The sequence below is a fragment of the Salinicola sp. genome (genome assembly GCF_982684285.1).
In genome coordinates this window covers 1-14,028 of the sequence record NZ_CEXLVS010000101.1, presented here as the reverse complement: position 1 = coordinate 14,028, position 14,028 = coordinate 1, and the positions used below count along the sequence as shown (strand labels likewise).

16 protein-coding genes and 1 pseudogene are annotated in these 14,028 nt (G+C 67.1%); 6 read left to right on the top strand and 11 right to left on the bottom strand.

Annotated elements, in window-relative coordinates:
- Positions 1 to 152 precede the first annotated feature (152 nt).
- Both AC3AYF_RS10585 and AC3AYF_RS10580 read left to right on the top strand, forming a co-directional pair.
- Positions 153 to 1,394 carry a CitMHS family transporter gene (locus tag AC3AYF_RS10585; protein WP_295039074.1) on the top strand — a complete coding sequence of 414 codons (1,242 nt, stop codon included), beginning with the start codon at positions 153 to 155 and terminating at the stop codon, positions 1,392 to 1,394.
- Positions 1,387 to 2,115 carry an alpha/beta fold hydrolase gene (locus tag AC3AYF_RS10580; RefSeq protein ID WP_295039076.1) on the top strand — a complete coding sequence of 243 codons (729 nt, stop codon included), beginning with the start codon at positions 1,387 to 1,389 and terminating at the stop codon, positions 2,113 to 2,115. The genes AC3AYF_RS10585 and AC3AYF_RS10580 overlap by 8 nt, the downstream gene beginning before the upstream one ends.
- Before the next feature lie 41 nt (positions 2,116 to 2,156).
- Here AC3AYF_RS10580 and AC3AYF_RS10575 read toward each other — a convergent pair whose 3' ends face one another.
- The 6 genes from AC3AYF_RS10575 to AC3AYF_RS10550 all read right to left on the bottom strand — a co-directional run bounded on the left by AC3AYF_RS10575 (position 2,157) and on the right by AC3AYF_RS10550 (position 7,285).
- On the bottom strand, positions 2,157 to 2,918 hold the full coding sequence (locus AC3AYF_RS10575; protein WP_295039079.1) for an SDR family NAD(P)-dependent oxidoreductase: 762 nt from the start codon (positions 2,916 to 2,918) through the stop codon (positions 2,157 to 2,159).
- 50 nt (positions 2,919 to 2,968) lie between these two features.
- Positions 2,969 to 3,256: a MarR family transcriptional regulator gene (locus AC3AYF_RS10570; RefSeq protein WP_295039081.1), complete on the bottom strand. Its 288-nt coding sequence runs from the start codon at positions 3,254 to 3,256 to the stop codon at positions 2,969 to 2,971.
- The gene (locus AC3AYF_RS10565; protein WP_295039083.1) at positions 3,249 to 5,627 is read right to left on the bottom strand and encodes an FdhF/YdeP family oxidoreductase; all 2,379 of its coding nucleotides are present in this window, start codon (positions 5,625 to 5,627) and stop codon (positions 3,249 to 3,251) included. Before AC3AYF_RS10565 ends, AC3AYF_RS10570 begins: the two co-directional genes overlap by 8 nt.
- Before the next feature lie 297 nt (positions 5,628 to 5,924).
- Positions 5,925 to 6,728, bottom strand: coding sequence for a formate dehydrogenase accessory sulfurtransferase FdhD (locus AC3AYF_RS10560; RefSeq protein WP_295039085.1), 804 nt, complete (start codon positions 6,726 to 6,728; stop codon positions 5,925 to 5,927).
- 154 nt (positions 6,729 to 6,882) lie between these two features.
- Entirely contained in the window at positions 6,883 to 7,014 is a 132-nt protein-coding gene (locus tag AC3AYF_RS10555) for an entericidin A/B family lipoprotein (protein WP_071232719.1), read from the bottom strand.
- A gap of 142 nt (positions 7,015 to 7,156) precedes the next feature.
- On the bottom strand, positions 7,157 to 7,285 hold the full coding sequence (locus AC3AYF_RS10550) for an entericidin A/B family lipoprotein (RefSeq protein ID WP_295039089.1): 129 nt from the start codon (positions 7,283 to 7,285) through the stop codon (positions 7,157 to 7,159).
- A 173-nt stretch (positions 7,286 to 7,458) separates the two neighbouring features.
- Between AC3AYF_RS10550 and AC3AYF_RS10545 the strand changes: the two genes are divergently transcribed.
- Positions 7,459 to 7,884, top strand: coding sequence for an HIT domain-containing protein (locus AC3AYF_RS10545; protein ID WP_295039091.1), 426 nt, complete (start codon positions 7,459 to 7,461; stop codon positions 7,882 to 7,884).
- Between the two features lie 36 nt (positions 7,885 to 7,920).
- On the opposite strand, the gene AC3AYF_RS10540 is transcribed toward AC3AYF_RS10545, so the two are convergent.
- From AC3AYF_RS10540 to AC3AYF_RS10520, 5 genes are read right to left on the bottom strand one after another with little or no spacing between them, the layout of a single operon-like run.
- Entirely contained in the window at positions 7,921 to 8,826 is a 906-nt protein-coding gene (locus AC3AYF_RS10540) for a nickel/cobalt transporter (protein WP_295039093.1), read from the bottom strand.
- A gap of 51 nt (positions 8,827 to 8,877) precedes the next feature.
- Positions 8,878 to 9,006 (bottom strand): hypothetical protein, encoded by a 129-nt coding sequence (locus tag AC3AYF_RS10535; RefSeq protein WP_487779714.1) that lies wholly within the window; start codon positions 9,004 to 9,006, stop codon positions 8,878 to 8,880.
- Positions 8,994 to 9,665 (bottom strand): DUF1007 family protein, encoded by a 672-nt coding sequence (locus AC3AYF_RS10530; protein WP_487779713.1) that lies wholly within the window; start codon positions 9,663 to 9,665, stop codon positions 8,994 to 8,996. The genes AC3AYF_RS10535 and AC3AYF_RS10530 overlap by 13 nt, the downstream gene beginning before the upstream one ends.
- An 11-nt stretch (positions 9,666 to 9,676) precedes the next feature.
- Positions 9,677 to 10,114 carry a hypothetical protein gene (locus tag AC3AYF_RS10525; protein WP_295039099.1) on the bottom strand — a complete coding sequence of 146 codons (438 nt, stop codon included), beginning with the start codon at positions 10,112 to 10,114 and terminating at the stop codon, positions 9,677 to 9,679.
- Positions 10,111 to 10,698: a hypothetical protein gene (locus tag AC3AYF_RS10520; RefSeq protein ID WP_295039101.1), complete on the bottom strand. Its 588-nt coding sequence runs from the start codon at positions 10,696 to 10,698 to the stop codon at positions 10,111 to 10,113. The genes AC3AYF_RS10525 and AC3AYF_RS10520 overlap by 4 nt, the downstream gene beginning before the upstream one ends.
- 204 nt (positions 10,699 to 10,902) lie before the next feature.
- Between AC3AYF_RS10520 and AC3AYF_RS10515 the strand changes: the two genes are divergently transcribed.
- The 3 genes and pseudogenes from AC3AYF_RS10515 to AC3AYF_RS10505 form a co-directional block, all read left to right on the top strand.
- Entirely contained in the window at positions 10,903 to 12,042 is a 1,140-nt protein-coding gene (locus AC3AYF_RS10515; protein WP_295039103.1) for a glycerate kinase, read from the top strand.
- A 180-nt stretch (positions 12,043 to 12,222) separates the two neighbouring features.
- Positions 12,223 to 12,702, top strand: a complete 480-nt coding sequence (locus tag AC3AYF_RS10510) for a Dps family protein (RefSeq protein ID WP_295039105.1) — start codon at positions 12,223 to 12,225, stop codon at positions 12,700 to 12,702.
- A 319-nt stretch (positions 12,703 to 13,021) separates the two neighbouring features.
- Positions 13,022 to 14,028: pseudogene (locus AC3AYF_RS10505) on the top strand (methyl-accepting chemotaxis protein); the annotation flags it as partial.

Below are 14,028 nucleotides of genomic sequence, written 5' to 3'. Positions count from 1 at the left end.
TGAACGGCGGTGCCATGCGCACCGTTTCCATCCAAGAGGCGCCCAAGCGCCCCAATCTACGCCAACTCACGGAGCCATCATGATACCAACGCTCGGATTCGTGATGATGCTGGGCATCATCGCACTGATACTGCTCAAACGACTGACCCCCGGTGGTGGCGTTCGCCCTGGTCCCGGTCGCCGCCAGCCTGCTGGCGGGGTTCACTCCCGCCGAGACCGGCGGCTTCATCAAGGATGGCCTCACCGCCGTCGCCCCGACCGCGACGCTGTTCATCTTCGCCATTCTCTACTTCGGGATCATGCGCGAGCGCGGCATGTTCGACCCGCTGGTCAACTTCCTGATCGAGCGCACCCGGGGCGAGCCGCTCCGAGTCGCCATCGTCACCGTGCTGGTGGCCGCCATCGCCCATCTCGACGGCGTCGGCGCGGCCACCTTCCTGCTCACGATCCCGGCCTTCCTGCCGCTCTACCAGCGCCTCAACATGAGCCCGCTGATCCTGCTCTGCCTGGTCGGGCTGAGTGCCGGCGTGATCAACATGGTGCCGTGGGGCGGCCCGACGGCCCGCGCCGCGGCCACCGCCGGCGTGGACGCCTCCGAACTGTGGCTGCCGCTGATACCGGTACAGGCGCTGGGGATCGTGCTGCTGCTGGGGCTGGCGAGCTACTTCGGCATCAAGGCGCAGCGCCACAATCGAGCCAACGGCCACGGTCAGGCTGGCAATGGCGGCGACATGAGCGCCTACCTGTTGCCGCCGCGGGAAACGGCGCTGCCGATCAGCGACTGGCGCTACTGGGCCAACGTGGCGCTGACGCTGATCATTCTGCTGATCCTGTTCACCGGCGCCTTCCCGCTCTATGCCAGCTTCATGGTCGGTCTCGGCATCGCCCTGCTGCTCAACTACCCGCGTCCGGAAGCCCAGGGCAAGGAGCTGGCCCGGCATGCCAACGATGCACTGCAGATGGCGCTGGTGATGCTGGCGGCCGGCATCCTGCTCGGCATCCTGGCCGGGGCGGGCATGTCGGAAGGCATGGCCGGTGCGCTGATCGAGCTGCTGCCCGCGGGTTCGGCGAGCGTACTGCACCTGATCGTGGGCTTCTTCGGCGTGCCGCTGGGCATGCTGTTCTCGCCGGACGCCTACTATTTCGCGCTGATGCCGATCGTGCGCGACATCGCCACCGCCGCCGGCGTCCCCGTGGATGCGGTTGCCCGAGCGATGCTGATCGGCGAAAACACCGGCTTCAGCATCAGCCCGGTGGTGCCCAGCGTCTATCTGGCCATCGGCCTGGCCGGCGTCGAGCTGCGCGAGCATCTCAAGTTCACCTTCCTGTGGGCCTGGGGCATCGGCATCATCCTGCTTGCCTTCGCCTGGCTGATCGGCGCCATCGGTGGCTGATCGCGTCGCCGGCGTGCCAGGTCGATTGATGGCACTGCCCGGCACCCTGCTGCCGCCGACGATCTTCGCCCCGGTAGCGCTCGCGGCGGACTGGGCGTGGCAGCCGCTCGACTGGCTGGCCGGGCCGGGCGCAGGCGACCTGGAGATCGCCGCCGACGAGATCGTCACCCGCTGGCCGGCGCGGGAGCTGGGCCATCGGGGTCCGGGTCATCGGGTTCTGGTAGGCCACTCAGCCGGCGGGGTCGTTGCGTTGCAGGTCGCGGCGGCGCTGGGCGCCCGCCTCGACGGGCTGGTGCTGGTCGATACCGGGGCCAGCGCCGTCGATCACGGCGATCCCGATCTGCCGCAGCGCCTGCTGGCGCAGTGGGGAGAGGCCTTCATCGACGCCTTCCTGTTGCGCTGCGTCGGACGGGAAGCGCTGGATCGCCACGGCGATGCACTGCGTCGCTACACCCTCGCCACCGGCCCCGAGCGCGCCCATCGCGCCATGACCAGCCTGCGCGGCCTCGATCTCACCCCGCGGTTAGGCGAGATCCGCTGTCCGACGCTCATCGTCCATGGCCAACAGGATCCGGCACGCTCTCTTCGACACGCCAGGGCACTGGCTTCAGGTATCGCCGATGCGAGGCTCGAGACGCTCGATGCCGGCCATACGCCGATGCTCGAACGGCCCGACGCGCTGGCCGCCTGCCTCGACGATTTTCTCAGCGAGCTCGGCTAGCCAGAGTAACGTCAGCCAAAGTGCCGTCAACCAAAGTACCGTCAACCAAAGTACTGTGCGCCGTTGATGTCGACGATGGTGCCGGAGACGAATGCGGCACCGTCGCTGGCCAGCCACAGCGCCGCCGAAGCGACGTCCTCGGGCAGTCCGGCCCGCCCGGCGGGAATCGTCTCGATGGTGGCGCGCTTGGATTCGTCGGTGGTGAAGGTCGCGTGAAACGGCGTCGCCTCGATGAAGCCCGGCGCCAGCGCATTGACGGTGATGCCGCGACCGGCCACTTCCTTGGCCAGCCCCCGGGTGAAGCCGAACAGCGCCGCCTTGGCGGTGGCGTAGGCCGTCGCACCGGGATGGCCGCCGTTGCGTCCGGCCAGCGAGGAGACGGTCACGATGCGTCCACCATCGCGAAACAGCGGTAGCAGGTGGTGGGTGACCAGGAAGACCGAATCCACGTTGAGCGCCTGCACCTGACGCCACAGCGACAACGGCATCTCTTCGATCGTCGAACGCTGGACCAGACCGCCGGCGTTGTTGATCAGGATATCGATCGCGCCGATCTCGGCTTGCAGCCAGCTCGCGAAGCCCTCGACGGCCGACTCATCGGTCACGTCCAGCGACCGGGCCAGCGCCGTGTCGCCGCCGCTCGCGGTCAGCGCTGCCAGCACCTCGGCATCGGGTTCGTGGGAGCGATAGGTAATCACTACTCGTGCCCCGGCAGCAGCCAGCGCCTGGGCGATGGCGAAACCGATCCCCACCCCGCCGCCGGTGACGATGGCGTCCCTTCCCTTCAGTTGATCGTCTGGCATCTCGCTCCCTCTTGGCGGTTATCGTGACAGTCGTCGATACCGGCATTGAGTCAGCAAGTGGCGGGCAAAATCAACCGCAGGGCAGGACTGGCGCCACCGGCCGGCGTGGCCGTGACCCAGCCGCCAGCTTCGAGCTCGGCCGCCGCGCGACGAATCAGAGCGTGTTCGATTCCCAGGCGACGGGACATCAGCGCCGTGGAGACGCCGCTTTCCCTCGCCGCGTCGGACTGGCGAACCGCCAGCAGCACCAGCACCGCCAGCGGGTCGAGTTCGGGATGTTCCGCCTGCAGCGCCACCAGCCGGCGCTGCAGGGTCTCCGGGTCGAGCGGATCAGGCAAGCCGCGCGCTCGCCTCGAGCCTGACGGCGATCGACTTGGAGGCCGGGGTGTGGCTGAAGTCGCCCTTGTGGGCGAGCGGAATCAGCGGGTTGGTCTCCGGATAGTAGGCGGCGGCACAGCCCTGCGGGGTGTCGTAGGCGACGATCTTGAAACCGTCGACACGGCGGACGACACCATCGCCGGACTCGCCCACCAGATCGACCCACTGCCCCGCCTCGAAGCCGAGGCGCGCGATGTCGTCACGGTTGAGGAAGATCACCTGTCGGCCACCCTCGATGCCGCGATAGCGGTCGTCGTAGCCGTAGACGGTGGTGTTGTACTGGTCGTGGGAGCGCATCGTCTGCAGCGTCAGCCAGCCTTCGCGCGAGGCCAGCTGCTGGTGCATCACCTCGCTCGGCAGCGGATCGTCGGAAAACTCGGCCTTGCCGGTCGCGGTGCCGAATTCAAGCCGGACAACCGGATTGGCGAGCCAGAAGCCGCGCGGCACCCGAACGCGGGCGTTGAAGTCGTGGAACCCAGGAATCACCGCGGCGATATGCTCGCGAATGACGTCGTAATCCTCGCGCATCGCGGCCCAGTCGACCGCCTCGCTGCCGCGATCTTGATCGCCGATCCCATCGCTGGCGAACAGCCGCTCGGCGATGCCGGTCAGGATGGCGATCTCGGAACGCAGCGCGCTGTCCGCCGGCTTGTTGATGCCGGCGGAGCCGTGGACCATGCTCATCGAGTCCTCCACCGTGATCAGCTGGGACTTCCCGGCCGCGTTGCGGTCGATCTCGCTGCGGCCAATGCATGGCAGGATCAGCGCCTTCTCGCCGGTCACCAGGTGGCTGCGGTTGAGCTTGGTGCTGATGAACGCCGTCAATCGGCAGTTGGCCATCGCCTGTTCGGTGACGACGCTATCGGAGATCGCGCGGGTGAAGTTGCCCCCCAGACCGAGGAAGACCTTGCCCGGCTGGTCGCGCATCGCCTCGACCGCGGCGACGGAATCGACCCCGTGTTCGCGTGGCATCGGCCGCGCGTACTGCGCTTCGAGCGCATCCAGCAGCGCATCCGAGGGCTTCTCGTAGATGCCCATGGTGCGGTCGCCCTGAACGTTGGAGTGGCCACGAACCGGCGAGGTGCCGGCGCCGGGCTTGCCCAGGTTGCCGCGCAGCATCAGCAGGTTGACGATCTCGCGCACCGTCGGCACCGAGTGGACGTGCTGGGTGATCCCCATCGCCCAGCAGGCGATGGTGGCGTTGGAGCGCGCATAGAGCTCGGCGGCCTGCTCCATCTCCTCCCGGGTCAAACCGGACTGGGCTTCCAGCGTCGTCCACTCGGTCGCCTCGACGCGAGCGCGATAGGCTTCCAGGTGCGCGGTGTGCTGGGCCATGAACTGGTGGTCGAGCACGGCTTCCCCGGCGGCGTCGCGGGCGAACAGCGCCTTGGCCATGCCCCGCACCACCGCCATGTCGCCGCCCAGCTTGGGCCGGAAGTAGTGGCTGCTGATGCGGTGGCTGCCGTTGTGCAGCATCTCCAGCGGCTTCTGCGGATCGGCGAATTTCTCGAGCCCGCGCTCCTTCAGGGTGTTGAAGGTGACGATGGTCGCCCCACGCTCCGCCGCCTCCCGCAGCACGCCGAGCATGCGCGGATGGTTGGTGCCCGGGTTCTGTCCGAAGACGAAGATCGCCTCCGCCTTCTCGAAATCTTCCAGCCGCACGCTGCCCTTGCCGGTGCCCAGCGCGGCGTTGAGCGCCACGCCGCTGGCTTCGTGGCACATGTTGGAGCAGTCCGGCAGGTTATTGGTACCCGACAGACGCGCCAGCAGCTGGAACACGTAGGCGGATTCGTTGCACGCCTTGCCGGAGGTGTAGAAGATGCCGTCGTCCGGGGTCGGCAGCGCCTTGAGCTCGGCGGCGATCAGATCGAGCGCCTCGTCCCACGCCACCGGCTCGTAGTGATCGGTCTCGGCGTTGTAGCGCATCGGCTCGACCAGGCGCCCCTGGTCCTCGAGCCGATAGTCGTCCCAGCCCTTCAGTTCGCTGACGCTGTACCTGGCGAAAAACTGCCGGGTGACGCGCTTGGCGGTCGCTTCCCAGGTCACCGCCTTGACACCGTTCTCGCAGAACTCGAACGACGAGCCATGCTCGGGATCGCCCCAGGCGCAGCCGGGGCAGTCGAAACCGTCGGGCTGGTTGAGCTTGAACAGCGAACGTGCATTGAGGGCCGGCGAGCGGCTGTGCAGCAGGTGCCTGCCCACCGACTTCAGCGCGCCCCAGCCGCCGGCCGGATTGTGGTAGTCGAATATCCTGGGTGCCTTGGCCGCCACGGCGCTCGGGGCATCCTCGGCGGGGGACTCGCGACGGGGCTCTCGTTGAAACTGGGACATGCTTTTCCTTACACGTTCGGTGACGACCGGAAATCGCGGACGCCCGCCCGCCGGCGCGCAGCGATACGATCGGCATGGGGCCGGCATGAGATGCTGGATTCGGTGTCGGCGCAAAGCGCCTGATGCACTCGAGACGCGACGAGCTCGTTTCAGACGTTGGTCGTAATACAAAAGTATATTACGCCGCTAACGTTTCGGCTGTCGACAACTTGCGGGAGCAGGCAGGCGCGCGGGACGGGATAACGTATCGGCCAATACGCGCCGGGCTTGAGAGGGAGATAAGGTCGAGGGCCCGATTCAGCCGTCGCCGCGGCTCAGCAGTTCGAGCCGCCTGCCCCGATGGCAGTTGATCAGGGTCAGATTGCAGGTTCGCGCGACTTCCACCGCAAGCCGCGAGGGATAGGAGAGCGTCGCCAGCGCCGGAATCCTGGCCCGGACGCTCTTCTGCACGAGCTCGAGGCTGCAGCGACTGGAGGTCATCACCAGCGCCGGCATGAGGCCGGCCATCAGGCTTTCGCCGATCACCTTGTCCAGCGCGTTGTGGCGCCCGATATCGCGGCCGACGGTGACGATCCGGCCAGGCTCGGAAAGCCCCAGGGCCAGATGCACGCCGGGCGAGGACTCGGTTCGCAGCGCCTCCAATCCCGAACCGAGACTCTCGACGGGCGGCAAGGCCGCCACAGGAAGCCGGGTCAGGCCGAACAGCAGTTGCGACTCCTCCTGCACCCCACAGGCGCCGCAGCCGCTGGTCGACAGGGTCGCCCTCGCCTGGCTGCCGGCGCGTCGGGCAATCCGCTCGGCCACTTGCAGCCGCACCCGAAAGCCGTGCCGGCTGGTCTCCACCGCGATCGCTCCGACATCGGCGTATCGGTCGATCACCCCCTCGCTGAACGCGAAACCGACCGCCAGCGCCTCGAGCTGATCCGGCGTCGCCAGCACGGTGGCGTAGGCGGTGTCGTTGAAAACGATGGAAACGGGGGACTCCTGCGGCCCAGGCAGCGTATCGAGGGAGAGCGGGCTGGCATCGTCGTAGCTGGCCAGCGATTCGCGGTCGCTTGCGTGACCAGACGGGCTGGATTCGGTGCCGAGAGGAGATGTCATGGTGGACTCCGGTCTATCGACGTTTGCCGGGGAGCAGTAATGTGCCGGGCAGCAAGAGGACGATATCACGCGGCGGAGAGATGAAGCGGGCAATCTTCAAGGGCGAGGGATGGAGAAACAAATGCCCGATCCTCGAGGATCGGGCATTCGGCTATCAGCTGGCTGCGTCCTGGACGGCTTCGCCACCGGCTTCGACGTCCTTGCCGGCGCCGTCGACCGTGTTGCAGCCTGCCAGGATACCGGCGCTGAACAGTGCGAACAGAGAGAAAGCAATTAGGCGTTTCATGATGTCGTCCTCCTTAACGTTTTGGGCGGATGAACGCGTGGCCCATCCGGGCCGTTTGTTAGCCGGCCAGCCATCAAAATAGCAGAGAGACGCGCGCCGCGTACGATATCTTGCCTAACTCGCGGATTTAACGTCCAAACCGCTATTGCGAGGCGTTCTGGATCTTCTCGCCGCCGCGCTCGATGTCCTTGCCCAGACCGTGCATCGTATTGCAGGCGCTCAGCGTCAATACCAGGCAGCCGACGGCCAGCCATCCCAATCCAGTTTTCATCGCGATGTTCCTCGTTCCGGGGCCGCCGCCGTGCCCGACCACCCATGAGCGAAGCGGCAAAAACGAGAGCTTACCACCGTCGCCCCCGTTCGCGGCGCAACTCGACGCTCCCGCGGCCTCGACGTAGAGTGACGCCTTGCAATCCGCTTCTCCCCTTCACCGCCGGAGGCGTCATGCCCAACTTCACGCTCGATTCTCGCCTGCAACAGGACAGCTTTCACGTCGTCGACCTGCCTCTGTGTCAGGTTCGCCTGAGCGGCGATGCCCGCTACCCCTGGGTCGTCCTGATCCCGCAGCGCGCGGATGTCGTCGAGATCTACGACCTGCCGGATGACGAGCAGGCGCGCCTGTGGCAGGAAGCCACGCGGCTGGGGCAGGCGATGATGGCATTCTACGAAGGCGACAAATTGAACATCGCCACGCTCGGCAACGTGGTGCCGCAGTTCCACCTCCACGTCATCGTGCGCTTCGCCGGCGATGCCGCCTGGCCCGGCCCGGTCTGGGGCCAAGGCAGCGCCGAAGCCTATCCGGCCGACGCCCTCGAGCAGCGCCGTGCGGAGATCGCGCGACTGGCGAGCGCGGCGACGTCGTCGCCCTGACATCGAGCGGAGGCGTTCACATCGTCAAGGCGCGGATCAGCCGCGTCCCGCGCCGAACGGGCCCGGCGCAGGGTCGGACTGCTGCGCGGTGGGCGCGCCAAGCATCGGCGGGCCGGCGGCCGGCCCTCGCTGCCACTGGGCCAGCGTCAGCGACAGGCCCAGCACCAGTATCAGCGCCCCGCCTGCCAGGCCGACCCACGACTGCCACTGGCCGCCGCCCCTGGCGGGCTTGAGGTGGCGCTTGACCCAGTCGCGCGCCAGCACGCTGAGCAGGGCCAGCGAGGAGACGGTCAGCGCCGTTCCCAGCGACATCGCCAGGACCGCGACCACGCCCTTGCCGAACTGATCCAGCAGTGAGGCCGCGCCCAGCAGCAGCACCGCACCGCTGCAGGGGCGGATGCCGATCGACAGTACCGTCAGCAGCGCCACGCGCCAGTCCCCCGCCTGCCGGGGATCGATATGGTGATCGTGACCGCAACCGCAGTGGGCGTCGTGGGTATGTCGCTGCGATGGCACCATCGGACCCAGCGACGAATGAGGCGACACCGGGCTGGTCGTGACGGGCGTGAAAGCCGGGGTCACGGTGGTCGCGGCAGCGTTGCTGGCGGTATGGCGCGATCGCCACAGGCGCCGCAGCGACCGGATACAGAGCCACAGCCCGACCAGGGTAACGATCGCGAAGCTCGCCAGCTCCGCCTGATCGATGCTGCCCATCGCCTGCCGGGTCAACCATCCCAGACCGAACACCAGGACACCGATGATGGCGATCGCCATCACGCCCTGCAGCAGCGCCGCCAGCACGGAGAGGCCCAGCGCGCGGCGCCAGGCGCCCCCCTGCGAGGCCAGGTAGGTACTCAGCACCACCTTGCCGTGGCCCGGCCCCGCGGCATGGAAGACGCCGTAGCCGAAGCTCACCCCGAGCAGCACGCCCCAGGTCGTCACGTCGGGGGTACGCTTCAGCGCACTGACGGCCTCGACCAGGGCGTGATAGAACTAGCCCTGCCAGAAGACGATCGGCACCGCGCCCTGCGGCCACCACCCCAATGCATAACCGACCCCACCCAGGCCGATCAGCAGCGCCAGCGGCACCAGGAATCTCAGCGTCGTTCTCAGCCCGGGCACGCGATCTCTCCTGTCTCGGCAAAGAAGCGCCCGAGGTTGGGCTCGCCGCTCTCGCCCTTGTCCAGCATGGCCGCCTCCATCACCTTCTGCGGGTCCGGGGTCGCCTTGACGATCCGGGTGGTGCAGCCTGCCGGCGGGTGGTCGAGCTTCAGGGCATCGGGCAGCGGCTGGGAGCCGTCCTCGTTGGCCTCGTGCACCATCTCGATGTAGTAGGTGGGATCGAAGATCCGATAGCTCAGGGTATGGCCGGCCAGCCGTTGCGGTGTCGACAGCGGCAGCACGAACTCGTACACCAGCCGGTCGTCGCGATAGTCGGTGTCGGTGTCGGTGACCTCCCCCTGAGCGACGGGCTGGCCGTCGAGCGTGATGTTGGTCAGGTTGTGCTGGGTGGCGAGATTGTTGCGGATCTCCACGCCCAACGCGTCGAGGCGCTGGGCCATGCTGGTACCATCCTTGACGGTCGCCAGCTCCTCCATGACCACCTGGCTGTAGAACGGATCCATGCGCCAGCGCTGGCGAAGCGCGGTCAGCCTGCCCTGCTCATCGAAGATTCCCTCGACGCTCATGTCCACCCAGCCGTGGGGATGAGCCAACGCCGCCGGCGGCGCCCCCAGCAGCAAGCCCATCGCCAACCCCAGCCACGCACAGTGTCTCCCCATAGACAGTCTTCTCAAGGCAGCAATCCCAGCCGGTTCTGGACGTCGATGAACAAGGGGTCGAGCGCCAGCGCGTCCAGGGGCTGGCCGCCGCGTCGACCGCTCAAGGTAAGGTAGGTATCGCCATTCTGCATCACGAGCCCCGGGGGACGTTCGCCGCCGCTGGTGACCTGGGCGTGAATTTCGTAGCCCGAGCGAGAGGCCAGCACGGCATCGATCTGGCCCAGGTCGCCGTCGCCATGGCGAATCACGAACCCGCGCTCGGCCAGCATCGCGAGTGTCGCCTTGAGCGTCTCTTCCGTCGTGGCCTGGACGGCGATACTCCGCGGCTGTGGCTGAGGCGACACCGCACAGGCCGTCAGCAGCAGCATCCCGGCCAGCAGGCCCAGCCAGGCGACCCTGGTCGTCCCGGATCGCCATGTCACGGCTGGTGTCGTCTCGCGATATCTCATGGCGTCACTCCGGTGGCGGGCTGGTTCAGACGAGATTCGATATCCTGACGCAACTGCTGGCAGAACGAAGGCTGGTTGTAGCTGCGAGCGTCGATCAGGTAACCGTTGTAATCGACCACCACCGAATCGCGGTCGACCAGCGTCGTCGCGTCCGGCGTCACCACCGAGACACGCTCGATCTGCACCGGATCGGTGTTGTAGCCACCGCCGAAGTTCTGGAACACCCCCAGCGAATATCCGCTCCTGCCACCCAGGCCGAACCCGCCCCAGAAGCCGCTACGTCCGAACGGGCTGTTCACGGCGCCCAGGCCGGGCTGTGCGGTCTTGCGTTCGGCACTGACCAGCCCCAGCGAGGCGTCGGTATCCAGGATGGCGTAGCCCTGGCTCTCCAGGGCGTCCCGCGTGGCCCGCAGACGCGCCAGCGAATCGCCGCTGCCGGCCGGCCAGCGACAGGCGGCGGGCAAGGCGTTGCCGCCCATCGCCGAGGTGGGTTCCGGCGCCGACATGGCCTGGCAACCGCTCAATACGCCGAGTCCGACGCACATTGCGGCCCAGCGGCCTATCCGATATCGCAGATCGTTCATCACGGCATCCTCGCAGGAGATTGCGAACGGTGTTCAGCATGCCAGTTTCGAGCTCGCCGTTCCATGCTGCTTCCGCCGCGACCGACCTCCCGCTCCGTCGCATTGCCCTGGGCCACGAACCGCCGCCCGTCGCTGCCGACGTGCAACGACGTTATGCTGGGCAGAGCCACGACTCGACCCGATTCACTCCCAGCCGAGGATGCCATGAACATCGTCATCGCCCCCGATAGCTTCAAGGATGCACTTTCCGCCCGCGATGCCGCCGCCGCCATCGCCGCCGGCATCGAACGGGAACTGCCCGACGCCACCCTGCACCAGTGTCCGATGGGCGATGGCGGCGAAGGCACGCTGGATGCCCTGCTGGCGGCGACGAACGCGGAGCGAAGGACGGCAAGCGTGCGGGACGCGCTGGGGCGCGAGACCACGGCGACCTGGGGCTGGCACGAGGCTTCGCGCACCGCATTCGTCGAGCTGGCGGAGGCCAGTGGCCTGCAGCAGCTCAAGCGTGACGAGCGTACTGCGCTCCACAGCTCGACCTTCGGGGTCGGGGAGCTGATCGTGGCAGCGCTGGACGCCGGAGCGGAGTCGCTGGTACTGACCCTGGGCGGCAGTGCCACCAACGACGCCGGCGCCGGCATGCTGGTTGCCCTCGGCGGGAGACTGCTCGATGGTGAAGGCAATTCCCTGCCTCCCGGCGGTGCCGCGCTGGCCGAACTGGCGACACTCGATCTCGATGGCCTCGATCCGCGGCTGGCCTCGTTGGCGGTTCAGACCGCCGTCGATGTCGACAACCCGCTGCTCGGGCCCCGCGGCGCCAGTGCCGTGTTCGGCCCGCAAAAGGGGGCGACGGAGGCCGATGTCGACCGGCTGGACCGGGCGCTGTCGCATTTCGCCGATCATGCCGCCAGGATTCTGGGCGAGGACTTCCGGGAACTGCCGGGGGCTGGCGCCGCCGGCGGGATGGGCTTCGCGGCACGCGCCTTTCTCGGCGCCGAGCTGCGCCCGGGCATCGAGCTGGTGATGGATCAGGTCGCGTTCGACACCCTGCTGACGGGCGCCGACTGGGTGATTACCGGTGAGGGACAGCTCGATGGACAGAGCCTGTCGGGCAAGACGCCGATCGGGATCGCCCGTCGTGCCGAACGCTTCGGCGTTCCCGTCGTCGTGCTGGCCGGACGGCTGGGCGACCAGTGGCAAGCCGCGTTCGAGCACGGCGTCACCGCGGCGTTCGCGCTGGCCGACGGCCCGATCACGCTGGACGAGGCGCTGGCGCGCTGCGGCGAACTGCTGGGCGATCGCGCGCGGACACTGGCAAGGCTGTGGCAGGCCGGCCCCAGGGGATGACGCGCCGGCGGCCGCTCTCCCACCAGGCTTGCATTGTCGTCATGTGACCCTGATATACCTTGGTACGGAACGCACTTAACGTCCTGATAGGACGACGCTATCCACGCCATATCGAGACTTGGATGGGGCTCCGCGGAGCGCCCGGTTACACTGTCACCATCACCTTTCAGGAGAGACACCATGTCCGACATCGATACCAATGCCATCGGCCTGCACACCTCCAGCGCCGAGCAGCTCGCGGACAAGCTCAATACGCTGCTTGCCAACTACCAGGTGTTCTACATGAACACCCGCGGCTACCACTGGAACGTCAAGGGCGAGCAGTTCTTCGAGCTCCACGCCAAGTTCGAGGAGATCTACACCGATCTGCTGACCAAGGTCGACGAAGTGGCCGAGCGCATCCTGACCCTGGGCTACCAGCCGCTGCACGCCTATAGCGACTATGCCAAGGTGTCGCAGATTCAGGAGGACAAGCAGGTCGCCGACGGCAAGCAGTGCGTGCAGGGTCTGGTGAAGGGTTTTCAGGTCCTGATCGAGCTCCAGCGCGAGCTGCTCTCCCAGGCCAGCGATGCCGACGACGAAGGCACCGCCTCCCTGGCCAGCGACTATATTCGCGAGCAGGAGAAGACCGTGTGGATGCTCAACGCCTATCTCGGCTGAACCTACGATCTCGCCTCCGCTGCCGACGTCGATGCCGCCCTCCGGGGCGGCATCGTCTTTTGAGGCACGGTCTATCCCACCGATAGCCGAGTTTAATTAAACTTCGACCCCACCCAGCCGATGTTGTGCGGTACCCACCATGGGCCATGCGATTCAGAAGGCTCGTGGCTTACTTCCCGCCCTGCGGAGGCCCAACATGCCCCTCGATACCCCCACCGACAGCTCCGACGCCCTCACCGCCCCGCCGTTGGAGGCGCTATGGCAGGCAGTCAACCGCTCCCAGGCGGTGATCGAGTTCGATCTCGACGGCCATGTGCTCGATGCCAATGCGCGTTTCCTCGAGGCCATGGGCTATCGCCGCGACGAGGTGGTCGGCCAGCACCACCGCCTGTTCTGTGACGAGAGCTACGCCCAGAGCCGCGCCTATCAGGCGTTCTGGACGCGCCTGGGGCGCGGCGAGTTCGTCAGCGGCGAGTTCAGGCGCGTCACCCGCCAGGGCGAGGACATCTGGCTGCAGGCGACCTACAATCCGGTGCTCGATGCCGGAGGCAAACCGCACAAGGTGATCAAGCTGGCCTCGGACATCACCCTGCAGAAGCGTGCAGTCGCCGAGTACGAAGGCAAGGTCAAGGCGATGGATCGCGCCCAGGCGGTGATCGAGTTCGACCTCAAGGGCAATATCCTTGCCGCCAACCAGAACTTCCTCGATACCCTGGGCTACCACGCCGACGAGATCGTGGGTCAGCATCACCGCATGTTCTGCGAGCCCGACCATATAGTCAGCCGCGAGTACCGCGACTTCTGGCTGGCGCTGAGCCGCGGCGAGCTGTTCGACGGCCGCTTCATGCGTCTGGGCAAGCATGGCCGCCGGGTCTGGATCCAGGCCACCTACAACCCGATCTTCGACGCCGACGGCAAACCCTACAAGGTGATCAAGTTCGCCACCGACATCACCGCCGAGGTCGAGCTGGAGGAGCATATCCAGGCCCAGACCGAAGCCATGAGCCAGTCGATCCATGCGCTCAACGCCTCCATCGCCTCGATCGCCGAGAACACCCAACTGACCCGTTCGCTGGCCCGCGAGACCCAGCAGGAGGCCAACCGAGGCACCCAGTCGCTGAACGATTCGCGCGAGGCGATGGCGGCGATCCAGAAGTCTTCCGAGGATATCGACGCCATCGTCAAGGTGATCGGTGAGATCGCCTCCCAGACCAACCTGCTGGCGTTCAACGCCGCGATCGAGGCCGCCCGCGCCGGCGAGCACGGGCTGGGTTTCTCGGTGGTCGCCGACGAGGTGCGCAAGCTGGCCGAGAAGTCCGCCGACGC